We start from the raw sequence: 22,349 nt of genomic DNA on the forward strand, positions 1-22,349 counted from the left end.
TGGGTGTCCGCAGCGACATCCGTCGAAAGGCTTTTTCAGTGGTGAGCAGTGCATGAGCAGAGAGCACGCCGGGGGGATCCGATGATCTCGCCGCTCACCGCCCCGTCTGAATGCCCGGCTCTTACTCATCGCTGTATCCGTCCCCTTGGTCGCAGGAGCTTTCGTGTGGGGACAACCGGATCCGTCCGCGATCCCAGCGCGCGACTCGACAACCGTGAAAGGCACCTCATGCTGACGCAACCCCCCCACACCTCCCGCGAAGTGGGGACCTTCTACAACCGCCACACGGACGTGTACGACCGTGCGCTCGGCGGCAACATCCACGTCGGCTACTGGGACGACGAAGCGGATCGCAGCCCGATGGAGGTGGCGACCGACCGGCTGACGGACCTCGTCGCCGAACGCCTCGCGCCGGTCGAAGGACAGCATGTGCTCGACGTGGGATGCGGCCACGGGAGCACAGCGGCGCGCATCACCGCGCACCATGCCGTGCGGATCACAGGTGTCAGTGTCAGCGACTACCAGATCGCCCTCGCCAACAGCCGCCCGCAGCCGCCGGAGCTCCCCGGACGGGCCACGTTCCAGTTGGCCGATGCCATGGAACTCCCCTTCCCGGACGAGACGTTCGACGGCGCGTACGCCATCGAGTCCTTGATGCACATGAAGGACCAAGAGGCGGCCATCAGCCACATCGCACGGGTCCTGCGCCCTGGCGGGCGGCTGGTCATCGCCGAGCACAGTCTCGAAGGCGACCTCGATCTCCCGGACGCCACCCGCATGGCCGACGCGTATACGTTCTTCAAGTTCTCGCTGAGCACTGACGGATACCGGAAGATGCTGCGGGAATCAGGCCTGGAGGTGGTGGACCACACCGACATCACCGAGAACGTCCGGCGGTGCTACGACAGCATGGTCGACGGCTGGCGGAACGCCGCACGCGGTCTCGACGGCCAGGAGGCGCGCGAAATGGAAACGGCGGCCGACCTCGGCGAGTGGGTCTTCGGTGTCCCGATGCTGCGGTATGGCCTCCTGACCGCCGTTCGCTCCTGAGCCCCAGCCGGTACCGTCTAGGTCGTGACGCATGTCCTCCCTGCCCTCCCCGGCCCGCTGCCCTTTCCGCCTGGACGGCAGCGCCGCTGACATCCACGGCGAAGCCGCGGCGCTGCGTGCGCTGGGACCCGCCGTCCAGGTCGAGCTGCCCGGCGGCGTGCCGGCGTGGTCGGTGACCGACCCGGGTCTCGCCCGGCGGTTGCTGATCCATCCACGGGTCTCGAAGGACGCCCACCGGCATTGGCCGGCCTTCATCCACGGTGATCTTCCCGCCGACTGGCCGCTGCGGATCTGGGTCGACATCCGCACCGTCCAGACCGCCCATGGGGCCGATCACAGACGGCTGCGCCGCCCGTTGGTCCCCGCGTTCACCGCCCGCCGCGTACGGGCGCTCGTCCCGTGGATCGAGAACGCCACCAGCACGCTGCTGGACGACCTCGCGGAGGCGGCTGCCGTCGCTCCCGACGGAGTGGTGGACCTGCGGACGTACTTCGCCTCGCGACTGCCGTGGCTGACGGTCACCATGCTGGTCGGCCTGCCGGAGGCCATGCACGACAGGTTCCAGGCCATCAACGACACGGTCTTCACCACGGACCTCACCATGGAACAGACCGACGCCACCGCAGCCGAGGCCGCGCGGCTCCTCGCGGACCTGCTCGTGATCAAGACGGAGCATCCCGGTGACGACATCGCCAGCTCTCTGGTCGGCGCGTACCACGAGGGCCTGATCGACGAGCGGGAGCTGGCCGACAGCATCTGGATGGTGCTCGGCGCCGGCTACGGGACCACGGCGAACCTGCTCGACCACGCCGCGGTCAATCTGCTCACGCACCCGGCCCAACGGGACATGGCCGTGTCCGGCCGGGTGGGCTGGGAACAGGTCGTGGAGGAGACCCTGCGCCACCAGGCTCCGGTGGCCAGCTTCATGATGCGCTTTCCCACCGAGGACCTGTCCGACGAGGCGACCGGACTGACGTTCTCGCGGGGTGACGCCCTCATCATCAACTACGCCGCGGTCGGTCGTGACGCCGCAGTGCACGGCGCGGACGCCGAACTCTTCGACATCACCCGCGCCACCGCTCGCGAGCACCTGGCCTTCAGTCACGGCTCCACATACTGCCTGGGCGCGGAACTCGCCCGTCTGGAAGGCCGCATCGCGCTGTCCGCGCTCTTCTCGAGGTTTCCCGGCCTCCGGCTCGCCGTCGAACCGAGCTTCCTGACTCCACTGCCCTCCCTCATCTTCAACGGGCACCGGGAGATCCCGGTATGCCTCGAAGGAACGTCGAACAGTTGAGCATCGATCACCAAGCGTCCCGTCAACTGACGGCGTATCAGCGCGATGTATGGGCCGCCGGCTCCCAGGCTCCGGAGTCACCGCAGTTCAACTGCGTCCTCCATGAGCGCTTGGAGGGGGGTGTCGACCACCACCGGCTGGCCGGCTGTGTGGAGCGAGTGGTGCACCGGCACGAGACGTTCCGGCTGCGGTTCGCCGAACGTGCCGGCGTTCCCTTCCAACGGGTGGCACAGGAGAGGGTCCAGGTCTCCGTGGTCGACCTCTCGCGCCAGCCAGAACCGGACATCTCCTGCGCGGAGTGGATGCGCCGGTCGATGGCGGGCACCCTGCCGCTCAGCGGCGGCCCCCTCGTAGCGGCCGCAGTTCTCCTGGAGAGCCCGGACGTCACGCATCTGCACATCAAGGCCCACCACATCGTCGCCGACGGCTGGACCCTCGACCGGCTGGGCCACGAGATCCTCCAGGACTACGCCCGGGCACCGCACGACGTGCCCAACGGGAGCGCCCGGGAGGCCCCCTCGTACCTGCCGTTCGTCGAAGAGGATGCCACCTACCGCGCCGGCGCGGATGGCGACCGCGACCGCGCCTTCTACCGGGAATACCTCCACGGGGTGGCACCCGCGCTCTTCTCCCGTACGACGGACAGCGGTCCGCGCGACAGCGGCCGCCACTCGTTCATGATCGACGGTGCCCTCATCGGCCGGGTCCGCGCCGCGGGCTACTGGCCCTTCACCTATGTCGCGGCCATGCTCGGCATGTACCTGGCCCGCATCCACCGAAGCGAGGAAGTGGTCCTCGGCGTACCCTGCCTCAACCGCCCGACGGGGCGACACAGGCAGGTGCTCGGCCAGTTCGCCAACACCCTGCCGCTACGGGTCGCGGCACCCGGCGAGCGGACCGTTCGGGAACTGCTCGCCGACGTCCAGGGCGCGACCCGCGTGCTCCGGCGCCATGAGCGGCTCTCGCTCGGCGACATCCTGCGTGAGGTACCCGCCCCGGCCCGGGGCCCACGGCAGCTCTTCGACGTGACGCTCTCCTACGTGAACTGGCCCCGGCCGGAGATTCCGGGAGTCGCGCGGCGGGGCACCCTGATGGCCCGCTCGCACGACCAGGACGCACTGGGCGTCCTGGTGTCCGCCTTCGACGACACGGCCGACCTGCGTGTCGACTTGGACTACGCCCGCGACGTCTTCGACGAAGACCTTTCCATCGCCTCCGTGGCGGGGCACCTCATGACGCTCCTGGAGCACGGTCTGGATCTGCTGGACCGGCCCCTGTCCGAGGTCCCCATGCTCTCCCCGGCCGAATACCAGGACCTCACCGCCGGGCGTGCCCACGGGCGGCAGGTGCCCTACGCGGATCAGGCCACCCTGCACGGCTTGTTCGAGGTGCAGGCCGCCCGCCGGCCGGACCGGACCGCCGTGGTTTCGGCATCCGGGGAGACGCTGACCTTCGCCGAACTCGACGAGCGGGCCAACCGGGTCGCGCGGGCCCTGCGCGCGGAGGGCGTCGGTCCGGGCGACCGGGTCGCGGTGATGATGGAGCGGGAACCGCGGTTGCCGGTCGCGCTGCTCGGCATCCTGAAGTCCGGCGGCGCCTACGTACCGGTGGACCCCGGCCACCCGGCCGAGCGGGTGGGTTCTCTGCTGCGCGACAGCCGTGCCAAGGTGGTGATCGTCGATGACGAGGCCCCAGCCGGTCCTTCCCCCGCCGCGGCCGTTCGACGCGTCGGTGACCTGCTGACCGGCAGCGGCGCCCCGCTCGAACCGCTCGCCACCTCCCGTGACGTCGCGTACGTCATCTACACCTCCGGCTCGACCGGACAGCCCAAGGGCGTCATGGTCGAGCACCACAGCGTCGTCAACCGCCTTGCCTGGATGCAGCGCCGCTATGCGCTCGGGGAACGGGACGTCCTCCTGCAGAAGACGCCGGTCTCTTTCGACGTCTCGGTGTGGGAGCTGTTCTGGTGGGCCGTCGAGGGCGCGGCCGTGGCCCTGCTGCCGCCCGGGGGCCAGAAGGATCCCCGCGAGGTCCTGCGGGCGATCGGCGAGCACGGCGTCACGGCCGTGCACTTCGTCCCCTCCATGCTCGGCCCGTTCCTCGACGTGTTGGAGGAGTCGGCGGCGGCCCGCGAGGCCGTCCGGACCCTGCGGCACGTCTTCTGCAGTGGCGAGGCCCTGCCCGCCGCCCGGGTCGAGCAGTTCAACCGCGTGGTCAACTCATGGCGTCGTGAGAGCGGCACGGAGCAGCCGATGCGGCTGGTGAACCTGTACGGCCCGACCGAGGCCACCGTCGACGTCTCGTACTACGACTGCCCCGGCGGCCACGGCCGTAGCATCGCGCGGGTGCCCATCGGCCGGCCGATCGACAACACAAGGCTGTACGTACTGGGCACCGACGACCTGCCGCAACCCGTCGGTGCCGCCGGTGAGCTGTGCATCGGCGGAGTCGGCGTCGCCCGCGGGTACCTCGGCCGCCCGGAGCTGACCGCCGAGAAGTTCGGCGATGACCCGTTCGTGCCGGGCGGCCGCCTCTACCGCAGCGGAGACCTGGGGCGGTGGCTCGCGGACGGCACCCTGGAGTACCTCGGACGGATCGACAACCAGGTGAAGATCCGGGGCAACCGCGTCGAGCCCGACGAGGTGGCCGCCGCCCTGCGCGCGGTCCCCGGCGTACGGGACGCCATCGTGGTGGGCCACACCACCCCCCACCGCGGAACGGTCCTGGCCGGCTACTACGCGGCCGAGGCCCCGATCGACACGGCACTGCTGCGCGAACGGCTCGGGCAGACGCTGCCGGCGTACATGGTTCCGGCGTCCTTCACCCGGATCGACGCCGTTCCGCTGACCCCCAACGGCAAGGCGGCGCGCGACGCGCTGCCCCCACCGTACGACGTCCGGGAGGCCACCGCGGGCGGGCAGCCGCGCAACCGGACCGAGGCAGTACTGGCCGAGGTCTGGGCCGGTGTCCTGGGTCATGAAGCGGTGGGTATCCACGACGACTACTCCGCCCTCGGCGGCGACTCGATCACGATGCTCAAGGTGCGCGCCGAGGCGGAGGCGCGCGGTCTGCGCTTCTCGCTCACCGACCTCCTGCGCAACCCGACGGTGGCCGGCCTCGCCACGTGCACCGAGGAGTGCGACGCATCCGGGACCGAGGCCGTCCTGGTCCCGTTCGCCCTGGTGGCCGACGTCGACCGGGCCCGCCTGCGGGACGCCCAGGACGCGTACCCGCTGACCCGGCTCCAGCTCGGCTTGCTGTATCACAGCCGCCGGCACGAAAGGTCGGCCAGGTACCGGGACGTCTTCCGGTACACCCTGGAGATGCCGTGGAACGAGGAGCAGTTCCGTCGCGCCTTCGACCGGCTGACGGCACGCCACCCGGCACTGCGCACGGCCTTCGACCTGGCCGGCGCCGAACCGCTGCAGGTCGTTCACTCCCGGGTGCACGGCGGCCTGGAGATCGCCGACCTGCGTCCGCTCGACAGTACGGCGGCCGAGGCCGAGGTACGGGCGCACATCGAGGCACGCCGCCGCCACCCCTACGCGTTCGACCGGCCGCCGCTGTGCCTGTTCCGCGCCCATGTGCGGCCCGCCACCGTCGACCTGGTCCTCAGTTTCCACCACGCGCTCCTCGACGGCGGCAGTGTCGCCACCCTGCTCCAGGAGCTCCTCCAGGACTACGCCCATGGCATCGGCCTGAACACCGGCCCGGTCGAGGACGCGGCGCCTCCTTCACCGGCGACGCATGTGTGGTCGGAGCAGAGCGCTCTGCGTTCCGAAGAGGCGCGGAGCTACTGGCGGGAAAAGCTGGCCGGCTGCGCGTCCCTGCCCATCGAGGCGTTCGCGCCCCGTCTGCCCGGTACGGGCCACCAGCCGGCCTCGCGGCGAGTCGACCTGCCCGGCGCCCTCGTCGAACGGGTGCGGAACTTCGCGGCCGAACACTCCTTGCCCGTGAAGTCCGTACTCTTCGCGGCGCACGCCCTGACGCTGGCCATGCTCGCCGGTACCCGTGAGGTGACCACCGGCCTGATCACCCATGGCCGACCCGAACTGGCCGGGGCGGAGCGCATGGCCGGGCTCTTCCTGAACACCGTCCCCGTGCGCCTGGACACCGCACGGGACAGCTGGCTGGAGGCGGTGCGTGAGTGCTTCCGCCAGGAGCAGGACGGCCATCCCCACCGCCGCTACCCGCTGAGCGCGATCCAGGAGGACCACGGTGGGGCCGTGCTGGACACGGCCTTCAACTACGTGCGCTTCCACCAGCTGTCCCACGTCCTCGGGCTGCGCGGTCTGCGGCTCATGGAATTCCGCACCTGGGAGGAGAACGACTTCCGCCTCCTGGTGAACGCGGTCACCGAACCGGACGGCGCCGGCATGTGGCTGCGCATCGACTGCGACGGTGCGACGTTCTCGGCCGAGCAGGGCGACCTTTTCGCGGCCGGCTACCTGAGCATCCTGCACCGCATGGTGGAACAGCCCTACAGCGGACCGCACTTCGACTTCCTCGCCCCCCGTCCCGTCCTCGCCCCACCCACGGAGCACCCCACGGTCGTGGCGCGCTTCGCCGATCAGGCCGCAAGTACCCCGGACGCGACCGCCCTGGTGATGGGTGAGGAGCGATGGAGCTATGCCCGGCTGGCCGAGGCCGCCGAGAACGTGGCCGGGCGGCTGTACGTGCTCGGCGTCCCGGCGAACGCCCGGATCGGGATCGCCATGAACCGTTCCCCGCTGGCCGTGGCCGTGCTCCTGGGTGTTCTGCGGGCTGGATGCGCAGTCCTGCCGATGGACGTCAGCTACCCGGCCCCCCGGCTGGCCGCGATGGTGGGGCAGGCCCGGCCCTTCCGTGTCGTGGCCGAGCCCCCGTACGCCCACCTGGCCGGTGACCCGGCGCTGGTGCTGCCCGCCGAGTCGGTGGCCGCACCTGCGCCGGCCTGCCCGGTGCGGCGCGAGCCGGACGCCCGGAGCACCGCGTACGTCCTTTTCACCTCGGGCTCCACCGGTAACCCCAAAGGCGTCGCCATGCCGCACCGCACCCTGGCCGCTCTGGTGGCCTGGCAGGCCGGGGCGCCCAGCGCGGTCCCGGGCGGAGTGACGCTGCAGTACGCACCGCTGAGCTTCGACGTCTCCTTCCAGGAGATCTTCTCCACGCTGTGCTCCGGTGGCACCCTGTGCCTGGTCGGCGACGCGGAGCGGCGGGACATGCCCGCCCTGATGCGCCTGCTCGACCGCGAGCGCGTCGAGCAGGTCTTCCTTCCTCCGATGGCCCTCCAGCAACTGGCCGAAGCCACCGGCACGCTGGGCGTCGTTCCACGGGCCTTGCGGGTGGTGGTCACCAGCGGTGAGCAGCTGCGCGTGACCCCGGAGATCCGCGCGCTGTGCGCCGAGCTTCCGTCAGCCGTGCTGGAGAACCAGTACGGTCCGACCGAGACGCACGTGGTCACCGCGTTCACCATGACAGGGGACCCCGCGGCCTTCCCGGCGCTGCCGCCGATCGGCCGAGCCATCGACGGAGCCGAGGTACACGTACTGGACGCCCGGATGCGTCCGGTGCCGACCGGGGTACGGGGAGACATCTACCTGGGTGGCGGCTGCCTGGCCGACGGCTACGAGGGGCGCCCGGACCTGACCAAGGAGCGGTTCCTCGCGCATCCCTTCGCGGACGGTGACCGCAGGCTCTACTACACGGGCGACCAGGGCATGGTGCTTCCCGGCGGGGATGTCGTGTTCCTCGGGCGCGACGACGCACAGGTCAAGGTGCGGGGCTTTCGTGTGGAGCCGGCCGAGGTGGAGCTGGCCCTCACCGGCCTGGCGGAACGGTATCCGGGGCTGCGTGACGCCGCGGTCGTGGCTCGTCGGCGCGCGGGCGGCGAGACGTTCCTCGCCGCCTTTCTCCTCGGCGAGGGCACGGACGAGGACCTGACCGGCATCCGTGAGCGGCTGCGTTCCACCCTGCCCGACCACCTGGTGCCCTCGTACCTGCAATGGGAATCCGAGTGGCCTCTGACCCCCAGCGGCAAGCGTGACGACGCCGCCCTGCGCCGCGTACCGCTGGCCCTCCCCGGCCGGGCCCCCGCCACCGCGCCGCGCGACACCTACGAGCGGACGCTGACAGAGATGCTGGCGGACGTGCTGTCCCTGGACGCGGTTGGAGTGCATGACAGTCTCTTCGACCTCGGTGGCACTTCACTGTCCGCGATGCGGTTGGTGGTCCGGATCGAACAGCGCTATCGGGTACACATCCCCCTGGCGGAGTTCATCGCGACACCCACCCCCGCCGGACTCGCGGCACGGCTGCGCGACGGTGGGGCGAAAGCGGCGTTCGACCCCCTGGTGCCCATCCGGCCGCAAGGCGCACGCCCGCCGCTGTTCATGGTCCACCCCATGGGCGGCAACGTGCTGTGCTACGTCGGTCTCGCCCGGCACCTCCCGGACGACCAGCCGCTGTACGCACTCCAGGCCGCCGGCGCCGACCCCGGCACCACACCGCTGAGCACGGTGGAGGACCTCGCGAACAGCTACCTCACGGCGCTGCGGACAGTGCAGCCACACGGCCCCTACACCATCGGCGGATGGTCCTTCGGCGGCTTCGTCGCCTTCGAGATCACCCGTCGGCTCCGGGCCGTGGGCGAGCAGGCCACTCTGCTGGTGCTGGACACCACAGCCCTGGACCAGGGGCCGCGCATCGCGTGCGACGACGAGGCCCTGCTGGAGTGGTTCTTCCACGAGCTGCTCTGGCCGCGGGACGGCGGCGCGGCACCCGAGCGGGTCATCCCCGACGGACTCGGCTCGCCCGAGGAGAAGTTCGCGTTGATGGCCCGCGTCGCGAGCGAGCGCGGCGTCCTGCCGGCCGGCAGCTCCGGGGCCGTCATCCGCCGCCTGTTCGGCGTCTACCGTGCTCATTGGCAGGCAACGCTGGCCTACCGGCCCCCGCGAGAGAACCAGGACCTGACGCTGATCCGCGCCGCGGAGCCGCTTCCAGCCGCCCTGTCCGCGATGCACCGCGCTGCCGGAACCCGTGCCCAGGACCCCTGCAGCGGCTGGAGCGCCATGACCGGCGGCCGGATCCACATCGTCCGCGTCCCCGGCGACCACCTGACGATCATGGAGGAACCGCACGTGGCCCGACTGGCCGGTACCGTCGCGGGGCTGATCGGCACCGACTTCGCCCGAACCGGCAGGGAGAGCTGACGCCATGCCATCGGGACGGCCTGTGAAAGCCCTTGTCATCGGTGCCGGTATCGGCGGTCTGACGTGTGCGGCCGCGCTGAGACGCGCAGGCATCGACGTCGAGGTGTACGAGCGCGCCACCGAGCTGCGCGACGCCGGCTCCGGCCTGTCGGTGATGAGCAACGCCGTCACCGCCCTGACCGGCTTCGGCATCGACCTGGGCCTGGACAAGCGCGGTCAGGCCGTGGAGTCGTTCAGGATCATGGACCGGCGCGGCCGGCGGATCAGGGACCTGCCGTTCAAGGACGCCTGCGACCAGGTGGGCGCACCGAGCTTCTGCCTCAGCCGCGCGGACCTCCAGGAGGCCCTGTTGGCGGAGGTCGGGGACTGCCCGGTCCACCTGGGGGCCACTGCCGTCGGCTTCGAGGCCGCCGGGGCGGGGGTCACCGCCCACTTCGCGGACGGCCGCTCGGCGAGCGGGGACATCCTGATCGGAGCCGACGGCTTCAACTCGGCCGTGCGACGCCACCTCGTCGGCCCTGAGCAGGCCCAAGACAGCGGCTACCTCATCCGGCTCGGCATCGTCCCCTTCCGGCACCCGTGTTTTACCACGGGCGCCGTACGCCACTACTGGGGCCGCGGACAGCGTTTCGGCCTCATCGACATCGGCCACGGCCGCTGCTACTGGTGGTCGACCATGAGCACGCCCGACGACCCGCCCGCACCAGGCCATGTCAAGCATGCCCTCGGTCGGGCGTACGAGGACTGGGCCGAGGAGGTGCGGGCGGTGATCGAGGCCACCCCGCAGACGGACATCCTCACCGTCCCCTCGTACGACCGGGTCTTTCTGGAGCGGTGGGGCGACGGCCCCGTCACTCTGCTCGGGGATGCCGCCCACCCCATGCTGACCACCCTCGCCCAGGGAGCCGGGCTGGCCATGGAGGACGCCGTCGTACTGGCACGGACGCTGGCCGAGTCGGCGACGGCCGACGATCCGGTGCGGGCTCTGCGCGCCTACGAGGAGCGGCGCCGCGACCGCACCAGGGCGATGGTGACCGAGGCCCGCAAGATGAGCGACCTGACCCAGGGAGCAGGCCTTTGCCGGCGCCTGCTCCGCAACGCCTACTTCCGGTTGGTACCCCGTCACGTCCTCGCCCGGCAGACCACCCGGGCCCTCGCCTATGCGGACGATCCGGCCACCGAACCCAGCAGCGTACAGCGCGAGCTGAGCCCGTTGGAGCGCCTCTACTGGATCGCCGACCGAAGCTCGCCCCTCAACGTCATCGCCCGCGTCCGAGTCCACGGACACCTGACACCGTCGCTGCACCGCCGCGCACTGGACACCCTCCAGCTCCGGCACCCCCTGCTGCGCGTCGCGATCACCGACGACGGCACCGGAGCGCACCCCGCCTTCATCCCACTGGACGGGAGGCAGATCCCGCTTCGGTACGTCCACGTGCCGCCGGACGATCCCACGGCCGCCACGTGGTGGGAGCGCGAGGTGAACGACCGCGAGCTCGTGGAGAGCGTGGACTGGCGCGCCGGTCCGCTGCTGCGCGCGGTGGTGATCACCTCTGGAGACACGGGTGAGGAGGACGAAGGGACTCTCCACGACCTGGTGCTGACGGCCTCGCACATCATCGCCGACGGCAAGACGTGCCTGTCCCTGGTGCGGGAGTGGATCGAACTGGCCGCGCAACTGGACTGCGGCACGCAGCCTCAGGCCACCCCGCGACGGGCCCTGCCCGCGACCGACGACCTGCTCCCTCCTAGCCACCGTGGCGCTGCGGGTGTCACCCGGTTCAAGGCCATGATGCGACGGGAGGAGCGGGCGGCCAGGCGGCGCCCCGCACAGCGGGTCGTCCCCACTCAACAGGTGCCGTTCGAGCAGCGGCGCACCCGGATGGTGCACAGGTTTCTCACCGCCGAGCAGCTGGACCTGATGGTGACTGCGGCCAGACGGCACGGCACCACGGTCCACGGAGCCCTGGCCGCCGCGATGGTGACGGCGGTCGCCCGGGACGCGGCGGTCTCGGTGCCGGTACACTTCGCGATCGGCTCGCCGGTCGACTTCCGCAATGATCTCGAACCGGCCGTGTCCCCCGACGAGGTCGGCACCTACGTGGCCACGGTTCCCTCCCGCGTCCGTTACGAGCCCGGCCGACCGCTGTGGCCCATGGCCCGAGCCATCAGCCAGGATCTGGTGCGGCGCCGGAGACGCCAGGAGCACCTGGCGACGATCAGCCTGCCGCGCTGGACAGGACCGAAGTCACTGGCAGACGCCGAGTCGTTCATGCGTTTCATGGACGAAGAGGGGCCGATCAACCTGTGCCTGTCCAACGTCGGACGCTACGAGTTCCCCGACCGGGTGGGCACGTGGCGAGTCGAGGAGGCCCAGTTCCTCACGGGCATCTCGGTGATGGGCACCATCGTGGCGACGACGACCACCAGTCACGCCCGACTCGCCTGGAACTTCAGCTACGTCGAGGAACTGATCCCGACGCTGCGCGCACGGCGTATCGCTGACGACTCAGTCCTCACCGTGCTGTCCGCCCTGGCCGAGTGACGGGTGGACCGAACACGTGCCGGATCCCGCGGGCCTCCCTGGTTCCCGCTCCTGCGACCCCCGGCTGCCGCTGCGCGAACGGTCCACCCGTGCCCGTGTACTACCGCACGAACGGTGGGCGTTCACGCCGCCGACGCGTCTTGCTTGACCCGCATCAACTCCGCGATCTCCGCCAGGGTGCTCGCTTCCGCAAGTTCGTCAAAGGTGATCTTCAATCCGGGGTCCTCTTCCAGGACGAAGGACAATTCCACCGCGAACAGTGAGTCCAGGCCGAGGGCCGTCGGCGTGGCTTCGGGGGAGACCAGCTCGGGCCGCACCTGCAATCTGTCGGTCAGGATGCTCACCAGAATGTCGTACATGCCGTTTCTCCGAATGAGTTAGTGCGGGTGGGAGAGGTGCGGCCACACGACGGTGGTGGCGCCCCAGGTCAAGCCGCCGCCGAAGGCCGTCAGCAGGACCCGGTGCCCGGGCTTGAGGTCCCCTGCGCGGTTGGCGTGGTCAAGCAGGATCGGGATCGACGCGGCCGAGGTGTTGCCCACCTGCTCGATATTGGCCAGTGCACGATCCGCCGTGACGCCCAGCCGCTTTGCGAGCATGGCGAGGATCCGTGCGTTCGCCTGGTGGGCGACGATCCGGTCCACGTCCTGTGGTTTCCACCGCCTGGCGTCCAACGCAGCCCGGGAGGCAGCGGTCATGTGCTCCACGGCCCGCCAGAAGACTTCTTGCCCCTCCAGACGCAGATACGGGTCCGCCAGGGCGCCATGTGCCTGCGAGCGTTCCTCGGATCCGCCGCCGCGTACGGTGATCAGGTCGCGGCCGGCGCCATCGCTGCCCAGCACGCAGGGCCCCAGGGCACCGGGTTCCTCGCAGTGGCCCGAACGCAGGACAACAGCGCCGGCGCCGTCGCCGAAGAGCATGCTCGTGGGATCGTCCGGGGCGACGCTCAGCGACAGCGCATCAGCACCGATCACCAGAACGCTGTCCGCCGTGCCCGCGGCGATCAGGCCCTGCGCGACACCCAATCCATAGACAAAACCGGCGCACACGGCCTGGACGTCCAGCGCGGCCACACCGGCCAGTCCCAGCCGTGAGGCAACACTCGGAGCGGTGCCGGGGCATGGCCTGTCCGGCGATGTGGTGGCGACGACCACGGCTGCGACATCGCCGACCGCGGACCGGGCCAGTGCTTCACGCCCGGCCGCGACCGCCAGGTCCCCACTGGTGGTACCCGGCGCAACGATGTGCCGGAACCGAATGCCAGAGCGCTGAAACATCCAATCGGACGACCGACCCAGGCGCTCGACCAGCTCTTCGTTGGCCACCTGGCGTGGCGGCAAACACGATCCGACACCTACCAGGACGGACGCCGGCACACCTTGATCCCTCACTTTTCCACCGTCGACTTCGAAGGCGGACCGGAAGCCTGCTCGGGCGACCTCACCACGCTCCCCAGGGGACCCTCGGGCGGCTCACTGCCCACCGGGCCGTCATCGGGGGCAGCCCGTGCGGCGCAGCCGAACACCACGTCAGAGTCCTCTCGTTCAGCCGCCACAGACGTCCCTGCCTACTCCGGAGTGAGCGACACTACTCCAAGTAGCGACATGTATACGTAGTGTCTCATGTGGCCGGTAACGTCGCGCCGAACACCCCCCCCGCACAGTGAAGAGAGGTGAAACCAAGGGCATGGCAGCCAGGGGGCTTCTCACGGACCCCGACCTCTCGGTGGGGCTGGCCAGACCTTCGGTCGAACGCTCTATATCCTGCTCGCTCGCCACATTGGTACGCCCGCCCGCGCGGTGGCCTTCTTAGCGTCCAGCGGCCTGACCGCTGCGATCTTCGCCCTTGCCTCGGGCCGTTAGGCCTCGGGATCGCCGTATCGGTGGTGGCGGGAATGGCGCCCGGCAACCTCACGCTCCTGCTGGCCGCGTCGCCGACCCCTGAGGCACACAGCACTATGGTCGGCTCTCCGGAATCCTCAGCGCGCCCGCCACGGCCACATCCGCACTTGCTCCCTTCGCCGCCGATCTCCTCGCCAACATGATGGGCGGCTTACCCACCGCTTTGGGCTGCTCGCAGCCCTTGCCCTGCTCGCCGCACTCGTCGCGACCGGCACATCCGTCCGCGCAGGCAGCGGGGCGACCCTGATTTCGGAACCTGTGAGCAACAACCTCGAGGCCCCGGCAGGCCGGCCCCCACGGCGATGAGAGGTGGAAACGCGGCAAACCGGCGTCACGATTCCGCACGTAGTGCCCGTAACGCACACCGTCCACGTCACGGAGTCGGTCTCGCAAGGCTCTGACTTGCGGCTTCCTTCGACCTGTTTTACGTAGACCTTATTCTTGTGACCCACCACGTGGAGTGCGTCGCGATCCTGGAGCCGGTCGCAAAGGGCGCCTGACCCGGATCACGTCCTCGGCGTCGAGTCGAGGTCCTGGCTCAACTCCAGCTCAGGAATGCTCCGTTCGTGCCCGCGCCGTCGTGCGCTCGGTCATGATGCGTGGCATGAAGCCGGAGACCAGGCGCCTCGTCCTCGCCGTCGTGGGCGTGGCCACAGCCATCGGGTACGTCCTTCTCCTGTGGCGCGGGCCGTGGTGGGTCGACGGGGCCCATCTGCGCGCGACGAACCTGCAGCCCGCCGACGGCGTCGTCATCACCGGCTTCCGGACCATGCTCGTCGCCGTCGGTGCCGGGGCGATCGCGGGGCTCGGGCTGTACTACACCCACCGCAACCACCGGCACGCCGAGAAGCTCTACGAGCACAGCCAGGAGCAGTTCGCCCACGTGCGGGAGAAGGACCGCGAGCAGGCGGAGCTGACGCGGGAGGGGCAGGTCACCGACCGGTACGTCGCGGCGATCAAGCTGCTCGGGTCCGGGAACCTGCACGAACGGCTCGGTGGCATCTACAGCCTCGAACGCGTCATGAACGACAGCGAGAGGGACCACCGAACGGTCGTCGAGGTCCTGTCGGCGTTCGTGCGTACCCCGGTGGGGAAGGGGCGCGCGGACGAGGACTCCGGGGAAGGGGCGAGCGTCGACATCGCCGCCGACGTGAGTGCGGCCCTGGCGGTTCTCGGGCGCCAGCCCGTGCGGCAGAGCCATCCCGTGACGGACCTGCGCGGGTCCCGCCTCGTCGGCGCCACGGTCCGCGACGTGGACCTGAGGGAAGCGAACCTGCAAGGGGTCGAATTCGAGGGTGCGCTTCTGGAAGACGTCGTGCTGGCGGGCGCCCTTCTTGCTTCGGCCACCCTGGTTGGGGCCGGCCTCCGGGAGGTCGATCTGTCCCAGGCGATTGCCCCGGACGCCGACTTCACCGGAGCGCATTTCCAAGGCGTGAGCTTCACGAACGCGGTCCTGACCAGTGCGGTCCTGGTGGGAGCGGACCTGGGGGGCGTTGATTTCCGTCATGCGTCCTTGCGCCACGCCAAGCTGACCGGATCGTCTCTGGCCAACGCGGTGCTGAGTCACGCAAGTCTTGAGCGGGCCGACTTGAGCGGGGCGGATCTGGAGGGTGCGGACCTCACCCATGCCGATTTCACCGGCGCGAAACTCTGGAAGGCGAACCTCACCGGGGCCGACCTCGGCGGAGCCGACCTGACGCGAGCCGACCTCACCGACGCCGAACTCGCCGGCGCGGATCTCCTTACGGCCCGTGGGCTGAGTGTGCGCCAGCTGGTCAAGGCGCGGTTCACCCATGACACCAAGCTCCCCGAGGAGATGGCCGGTGTCCCGGAGGTCAAGGAGCGGGCCGACGCGTGCGAGGCCGGGGCGGGAGCGAGCCCGGAGTGATGGATCGTCGCAGCCCGGCCGGGTGCGTGAGGAGGCCGTCCAGCACGATCCCGCGGCAGCCGATGCCTGGCTGGGCCTGCCCGCGACAGGCCGGCGGGAGGCCGAAGCCGTTGATGCGAGGCAGCTTCGCCACCCCTCGGTCGGTGCGCTGCGCCGCAGGTGCAACATGGCGCTGCAATCGCGCTTCGACCTCGGCGTGTAAGTCACCCTCCGCCTCGAAACGGCGCGTTACCTCTGGCCGGCGCCGCCGTGTCGGGACTGCGGCGCGAGCGGAGCCGGAGGAAGCCTGGAGGTCACTCGAGGCGGCTCATCTCGACTGCGACGAAACGCGGTTCACCGCCACGAGGTACGCCTTCCTGAAGCAGGGCTGGCACCTCGTCCCGCACTTCTCGCGGAACATCACCAACACCTTCCTTCGCGACGAACCCTGCCCTGGTCGAATAGCACATGTTCCACGAGACCAGGAGTTCCGCGACAGCGTGATCACACCCTGAGGCCCGGCCCGGCGGCGCCGACTGTGCGGCCGTGAAGGCCGGCCCGCCCGGGGACCGTCCGGGGCGGGCCGGGGTTTTCGGGGGGTTACGGGCGGGACGTGAGGTAGCCGCCCATGGACTTGAAGTATTCGGAGGCCGGGAGTTCGCGGCCGTCTTCCGTGCGGACGCTGGTGATGGACAGGCCGTGGTTGCGGCCCGTGCGGGCGTCTGCGCCGGCGACGATGACCACGCCTTCGCCCTCGCGGTAGAAGATGCGGCCGGGGGTGCCGCCGTAGCGGCCCTCGGAGACGACGGCCGTGAGGATTTCGAGGCGCTTGCCCTTGTGGAAGGTGAAGGCGGAGGGGTAGGGGGCCGACTGGGCGCGGATCAGGCGTTCCAGGGTTTCGGCGGGCCAGTTCCAGTCGATGCGGATGTCTTCCTCGGCCCGCTTGTGGAAGAAGCTGGCCTGGGAGCGGTCCTGCTTCGTGAACTCCGTCTGGCCGGACGCGATGAGGTCCAGGGCGGCGATGGTGACTGGCGCGATCAGGTCGACCGTTTTGTGGAAGAGGTCGGTGGTGGTGTCCGTCGGGCCGACCGGGATCGCGTGCTGCATGACGATGTCGCCGGCGTCCAGGACCTCGTCCATCATGTGCGCCGTGACGCCCACCTCGGGCTCGCCGTTGATGAGGGCCCAGATGAGGGGGGAGAAGCCCGCGTACTTGGGGAGGAGGGAGTCGTGGATGTTCAGGGTGCCGTGCGTGGGCAGGGTGTAGATGCGCGGCGGGATCCAGGTGCGCCAGTTGTTGGCCACGAGGATGTCCGGGTCGGCCTCCTTGAGCAGCTGGAACAGCTCCTCGTCGTCCGGGCGGTTGCGGATGACGACCGGGACGCCGTGCTCCTCGGCGAGGTCGGCGACCGAGTCGCTCCAGATCTTCTCGTAGGCGTGCTCGCTCTTCGGGTGCGTCACGACCATCACCACGTCGTGCTCGGAGTCCAGGAGGGCCTGCAGGGTGCGATGGCCCCAGGTCTGATAACCGAACATGACGACCCGCATGGAGGTTCCTCCTCGGAAGAGCGAAATAAGCAAAGGTAAGTAAAGCAAGGCTTACCTAACGACGCAACAGTCCTTATTCTGGGCTTGATTGACCCAAGTGTGAGCCTGTTGTCCGGTTTGTCTGGTCGACAGCCTGCCTGGATCAGGTTAGCTTTACCTAAGTTCCACTCGGCTGCCGGTCACCGGTGCGCCTGGACTCCCCCTTTCCCCCACCCCTGACAAGACGCCTGGCAGGCGGCTGTCCCGCACCAAATGGGAGTGACATGTCACAGGCTCTTCCTGGCGACGCACCACTGATCCACGACCTGATCGGTATCGGCTTCGGGCCGTCGAACGTCGCCATGGCGATCGCGCTCAGCGAGCACAACGTGCGCGTCGGAAGGCAAGAGACGGTCACCGCTCACTTCTTCGAGCAGCAGCCCAGGTTCGGGTGGCACCGCGGCATGCTCATCGACGACGCGACGATGCAAGTGTCCTTCATGAAGGACCTGGTGACGCTCCGGAACCCGACCAGCGAATACAGCTTCCTCTGCTACCTGCAGGAGAAGGGCCGGCTGATCGACTTCGTCAACCACAAGAACCTGTTCCCGCTCCGGGTCGAGTTCCACGACTACCTCGAGTGGGCCGCGGCCAAGGTCGACGACATGGTCTCGTACGGCCACCAGGTCGTCTCCGTCGAGCCCGTGACGCGTGACGGCGTCGTGGAGTACCTCGACGTGACCGCGCGCTCCGGCGACGAGGTCGTCGTCCACCGTGCCCGCAACCTCGTCATCTCCACCGGGCTGCGCCCGGTCATGCCGGAAGGCGTCGAGCGGACCGAGCACGTCTGGCACAACACGGACCTGCTGAAGAAGATCGACGGTCTGGAGGGCGGCGAGCCCACCCGTTTCGTCGTGGTCGGCGCCGGCCAGAGCGCCGCCGAGAACGTCGCCTACCTGCACCGCCGTTTCCCGCAGGCCGAGGTCTGCGCGGTCTTCTCCCGCTACGGCTACAGCCCGGCGGACGACAGCAGCTTCGCGAACCGCATCTTCGACCCCCAGGCGGTGGACGAGTACTTCACCGCCCCGGAGGACGTGAAGCAGCGGCTGATGGGCTACCACGGCAACACCAACTACTCCGTGGTCGACATCGACCTCATCGACGACCTCTACCGGCAGTCGTACCAGGAGAAGGTGCTCGGCACCGAGCGCCTGCGCTTCCTGAACGTCTCGCGCCTGACGGGCGTCGAGGAGACGGCCGACGGGGTCCGCGCCACCGTCAAGTCCCTCGTCACCGGCGAGGAGAGCGTGCTCGACGCCGACGTCGTGGTCTGCGCCACCGGATACCAGCAGGCGGACGGCCTGGGGCTGCTCGGCGAGGTCGCGGACCGCTGCCACCGCGACGACCAGGGCCGGGTCCGCGTCGAGCGCGACTACCGGGTGGCGACCGACCTCGAAGTGAGCTGCGGCATCTACCTCCAGGGCGGAACCGAGCACACCCACGGCATCACCTCCTCCCTGCTGTCCAACACCGCGGTCCGGGTCGGCGAGATACTCGACTCGATCCTCGACCGGAACCTCAAGGCCGTGCCCGACCAGGCGCGCCCGGTTGCCGGGGGAGCCGCCGGCGCCCGCCAGCCGGCCGTCTAGCAGGTCCCGTCCGCTCACTGCCGTGCCTCCGATGCGTCCGCACCGGAGGCACGGCAGTACTGTGCAACCAGTCGCCCCACGAAGAAGGAACGTCCGTGCCCACTGGTACTCGCCGCCCCGCCGACGGCCCGCCCGCCCGCGAGCGCGAGGCGCCCGGACGGCCCCCGGTCCGCATCGGACGCAACGGATGACCCGCCTCGACGTGGGCGCGGCCACGGTCGAACGCCCGGCGCCTTCCCAGGTCGTCGCGCGGGTCCGGCGGCGGCGGATCGTGGGCCTGGGCGCCCTCCTCGCGGTCCTCGTGGTCGCGGCGGTGGTGTCCCTCGCCGTCGGCGCGCGGGCGCTCAGCCCCGCCGAGGCGTGGCACGGCCTCTTCGCGGACCCGGACCCCGACCAGAAGCTCTCCGAAGCCAGACTCATCATGCAGACCGTACGGGTGCCCCGTACGGTCCTCGCGATCGTGGCGGGCATCGCCCTGGGCGTCGCCGGCGCACTGATCCAGGGGTACACGCGCAACCCCATCGCGGACACCGGCCTTCTCGGGGTGAACACCGGAGCCTCGTTCGCCGTGGTGTCGGCGATCGCCCTGCTCGGGCTCACCGACCCGTTCGAGTACGTCTGGTTCGCCTTCCTGGGCGCCGGGCTCGCCGGTGTCGTCGTGTTCGGGCTGTCGAGCATCGGCCGGGGCGCCGGCAATCCGCTGACGCTCGCTCTGGCCGGGCAGGGGGTCGCGGTGTTCCTGATGGCGATGACGACGGCGGTCGCGCTGTCGGACAAGGCGGCGCTGAACGCCCTGCGCTTCTGGAACGCCGGGTCGGTGGCCGGCGTCGGCTTCGACGTCATCTGGCCGGTGACCGCCTTCATCGTGGTCGGGCTGGTCCTGGCGCTGGCCACCCTGCCCTCCGTCAACCTGATGAACCTGGGCGACGACGTGGCGCGGGGACTGGGCGTGAACATCACGCTGATCCGGATCACCGGGATCGTCGCCATCACGCTGATGGCGGGCGCCGCCACGGCGGCGTGCGGCCCCATCGCCTTCCTCGGACTCATGGTGGCGCACGTGGCCCGGTACCTGGCCGGGCCCGACTACCGCTGGCTGGTGCCGTACGCGGGCCTGCTCGGCGCGGTCGTCCTTCTGGTCTGCGACATCGTGGGACGCGTCGTGGTGCGGCCGGGAGAGCTGGAGGCGGGCATCCTCGTCGCTCTCCTCGGCGCCCCCTTCTTCGCGATCCTGGTGTGGCGGGGAAAGTTCAAGAACGCATGAACGTGACAGTGGTGAAGCCTGCCCGGGAGCCCGATCGGCGGCCTTCGGTGGCGCCGGGCGTGCGGATCGGCGGCATCTCGTTCGTCTGGCGGCCCAGGATCCTGCTGGTCACGCTGCTGTTGGCGGCGGCGGCCTTCCTGATGTTCTGCCTGTCCATAGCCGTGGGGGACTTCCCCATCGGCCTGTCCCAGGTGGTGGCCACCCTCTTCGGCGGGGGCGAGCAGGTCGACCAGTTCGTGATCATGGACCTGCGCATGCCGCGGGCCCTGGCCGGGCTCGTCGTCGGCATCGCGCTCGGGATGTCCGGGGCCATCACCCAGTCCATCGCCCGCAATCCGCTGGCCAGCCCGGACATCCTCGGCATCACCGGAGGCGCCAGCGCGGTCGCGGTGTGCCTGGTGACGGTGTCCGGCGGAGCCTCGGCCGCCGTCGTCAGCTCCGTGGGACTGTCCGGAGCGGCGCTCGCGGGCGGTCTCGGCACGGGCCTGCTGGTGTACTTCATGGCCTGGCGCCGCGGGGTCGACGGCTTCCGGCTCATCCTCATCGGCCTTGCCGTGACCGCCGCGATGGAGGCGATCACGACCTGGCTGCTGGCCATCGCCGACATCAGGGACGTGGCGCGGGCCCAGGCGTGGCTGGTCGGCTCCCTGGACAGCCGGTCGTGGGACGAGGTGGGGGTGGCGCTCTGGGGCACGCTCGCCCTCGCGGTGGTCGTGGCGTGCGTCTCCTTCCAGTTCAAGCCGCTGCACTTCGGCGACGACGTGGCCGCCGGTCTCGGTGTTCGGTATGCGGTGGTACGGGCCGTCCTGCTGCTGTGCGCGGTGCTCCTGGCCGGCTTCGCGGTGAGTGCGGCGGGGCCGGTCCCGTTCGTCGCCCTGGTGGCGCCGCAGGTGGCGCTCCGTCTGACGAAGTCCCCGACGCCGCCGTTGGCGGCGTCCGCCGTGGTGGGGGCGGTGCTGCTGATCGGCTCGGACCTGGTCGCCCGTACGGTGCTGCCGATCAGCCTGCCGGTCGGCGTGGTCACCGCCGCGATCGGCGGCCCCTTCCTCATCTACCTCCTGGTGCGGGCGAACCGCCGCTAGGTGATAAAAAGGTTAGGCAAGCCTAAATAGAGGGGGAGCCGTGGTCGCTCAGTCCATCACCGAGATCGAGTCCGGGGCCGGTGCCGTCCCGCGGCTGGCGGCCAAGGGCGTCACGGTCGGGTACGGCGACCGGACCGTCATCGACTCGCTCGACGTGGCGATACCGCCGGGCGTGGTGACCACGATCATCGGCCCCAACGGGTGCGGCAAGTCCACCCTGTTGAGGACCCTGTCGCGGCTGCTCAAGCCGACCGGCGGATCCGTGGTCCTGGACGGCGAGGACATCGCGCGGCTGCGGACCAGGGACGTGGCGAAGAAGCTCGGCCTGCTGCCCCAGGCGCCGGTCGCGCCGGAGGGCCTGACCGTGGCCGACCTGGTGGCCAGGGGCCGGCATCCGCACCAGAGCTGGCTGCGCCAGTGGTCCTCCGACGACGCCTCCGTCGTGGAGCACGCCCTGGCCATGACGGGGGTGGCCGACCTGGCCGACCGTCCGGTCGACGCGCTCTCCGGGGGGCAGCGTCAACGCGTATGGATATCCATGACCCTCGCTCAGGGCACGGATCTGCTGCTGCTCGACGAGCCCACCACCTATCTGGACCTGGCGCACGCCGTCGACGTGCTCGACCTGGTCGACGACCTGCACGAGTCGGGGCGCACCGTGGTGATGGTGCTGCACGACCTCAACCTGGCCGCGCGCTACAGCGACAACCTCATTGTGATGAAAGCCGGTTCGGTCCTGGCGCAGGGGCACCCGCGCGAGGTGCTGACCGCCGAATTGCTGCACGAGGCATTCGGCCTGCGTGCCATGGTGATCGACGACCCGGTGGGCGATCGGCCGCTCGTCGTGCCGATCGGGCGGACTCACGTCCGCAGCGGGCTCGGTCAGAGTGTGGACAGCTGAACAAGAGCTTCTGAACTTAGGCTAGGCTTACCTCACTTCCCCGGGGTACGGTTTGCCTGCCCTAAGTGGGGCCGCAGTGGAC

General features: G+C 70.0%; 12 protein-coding genes. 9 read left to right on the forward strand and 3 right to left on the reverse strand.

Annotated elements, in window-relative coordinates:
* Positions 1 to 228: 228 nt before the first annotated feature.
* The 4 genes from NLX94_RS20605 to NLX94_RS20620 are packed head-to-tail and all read left to right on the forward strand — an operon-like array spanning position 229 to position 12,079.
* Positions 229 to 1,050, forward strand: coding sequence for a cyclopropane-fatty-acyl-phospholipid synthase family protein (locus NLX94_RS20605; RefSeq protein ID WP_254384455.1), 822 nt, complete (start codon positions 229 to 231; stop codon positions 1,048 to 1,050).
* A 31-nt stretch (positions 1,051 to 1,081) separates the two neighbouring features.
* Positions 1,082 to 2,344, forward strand: coding sequence for a cytochrome P450 (locus tag NLX94_RS20610; RefSeq protein ID WP_254384456.1), 1,263 nt, complete (start codon positions 1,082 to 1,084; stop codon positions 2,342 to 2,344).
* Positions 2,317 to 9,534, forward strand: a complete 7,218-nt coding sequence (locus NLX94_RS20615) for a non-ribosomal peptide synthetase (protein WP_254384457.1) — start codon at positions 2,317 to 2,319, stop codon at positions 9,532 to 9,534. The genes NLX94_RS20610 and NLX94_RS20615 overlap by 28 nt, the downstream gene beginning before the upstream one ends.
* Positions 9,535 to 9,556: 22 nt before the next feature.
* Positions 9,557 to 12,079 carry an FAD-dependent monooxygenase gene (locus NLX94_RS20620; RefSeq protein WP_254384458.1) on the forward strand — a complete coding sequence of 841 codons (2,523 nt, stop codon included), beginning with the start codon at positions 9,557 to 9,559 and terminating at the stop codon, positions 12,077 to 12,079.
* 122 nt (positions 12,080 to 12,201) lie between these two features.
* Here NLX94_RS20620 and NLX94_RS20625 read toward each other — a convergent pair whose 3' ends face one another.
* Together NLX94_RS20625 and NLX94_RS20630 are read right to left on the reverse strand one after the other, a co-directional pair.
* Positions 12,202 to 12,438: an acyl carrier protein gene (locus tag NLX94_RS20625; protein WP_254384459.1), complete on the reverse strand. Its 237-nt coding sequence runs from the start codon at positions 12,436 to 12,438 to the stop codon at positions 12,202 to 12,204.
* Positions 12,439 to 12,456: 18 nt separating this feature from the next.
* Entirely contained in the window at positions 12,457 to 13,401 is a 945-nt protein-coding gene (locus NLX94_RS20630; protein ID WP_254384460.1) for a beta-ketoacyl-ACP synthase 3, read from the reverse strand.
* Positions 13,402 to 14,581: 1,180 nt separating this feature from the next.
* On the opposite strand from NLX94_RS20630, the gene NLX94_RS20635 reads away from it, so the two are divergent.
* The gene (locus NLX94_RS20635; RefSeq protein WP_254384461.1) at positions 14,582 to 15,865 is read left to right on the forward strand and encodes a pentapeptide repeat-containing protein; all 1,284 of its coding nucleotides are present in this window, start codon (positions 14,582 to 14,584) and stop codon (positions 15,863 to 15,865) included.
* Positions 15,866 to 16,444: 579 nt separating this feature from the next.
* Here the strand turns inward: NLX94_RS20635 and NLX94_RS20640 are convergent.
* Positions 16,445 to 17,392 carry a methionyl-tRNA formyltransferase gene (locus tag NLX94_RS20640; protein ID WP_254384462.1) on the reverse strand — a complete coding sequence of 316 codons (948 nt, stop codon included), beginning with the start codon at positions 17,390 to 17,392 and terminating at the stop codon, positions 16,445 to 16,447.
* 263 nt (positions 17,393 to 17,655) lie between these two features.
* On the opposite strand from NLX94_RS20640, the gene NLX94_RS20645 reads away from it, so the two are divergent.
* The 4 genes from NLX94_RS20645 to NLX94_RS20660 all read left to right on the forward strand — a co-directional run bounded on the left by NLX94_RS20645 (position 17,656) and on the right by NLX94_RS20660 (position 22,267).
* A complete protein-coding gene (locus NLX94_RS20645; RefSeq protein WP_254384463.1) occupies positions 17,656 to 19,020 on the forward strand; it encodes a lysine N(6)-hydroxylase/L-ornithine N(5)-oxygenase family protein in 1,365 nt (454 codons plus the stop codon).
* 187 nt (positions 19,021 to 19,207) lie between these two features.
* The gene (locus NLX94_RS20650) at positions 19,208 to 20,284 is read left to right on the forward strand and encodes an iron ABC transporter permease (protein WP_254384464.1); all 1,077 of its coding nucleotides are present in this window, start codon (positions 19,208 to 19,210) and stop codon (positions 20,282 to 20,284) included.
* A complete protein-coding gene (locus NLX94_RS20655; protein WP_254384465.1) occupies positions 20,281 to 21,366 on the forward strand; it encodes an iron chelate uptake ABC transporter family permease subunit in 1,086 nt (361 codons plus the stop codon). The genes NLX94_RS20650 and NLX94_RS20655 overlap by 4 nt, the downstream gene beginning before the upstream one ends.
* Before the next feature lie 40 nt (positions 21,367 to 21,406).
* A complete protein-coding gene (locus tag NLX94_RS20660) occupies positions 21,407 to 22,267 on the forward strand; it encodes an ABC transporter ATP-binding protein (RefSeq protein ID WP_254384466.1) in 861 nt (286 codons plus the stop codon).
* Positions 22,268 to 22,349: the final 82 nt, after the last annotated feature.

The sequence above is a fragment of the Streptomyces sp. TBY4 genome, assembly GCF_024213195.1.
In the GTDB taxonomy this organism is placed as follows: domain Bacteria; phylum Actinomycetota; class Actinomycetes; order Streptomycetales; family Streptomycetaceae; genus Streptomyces.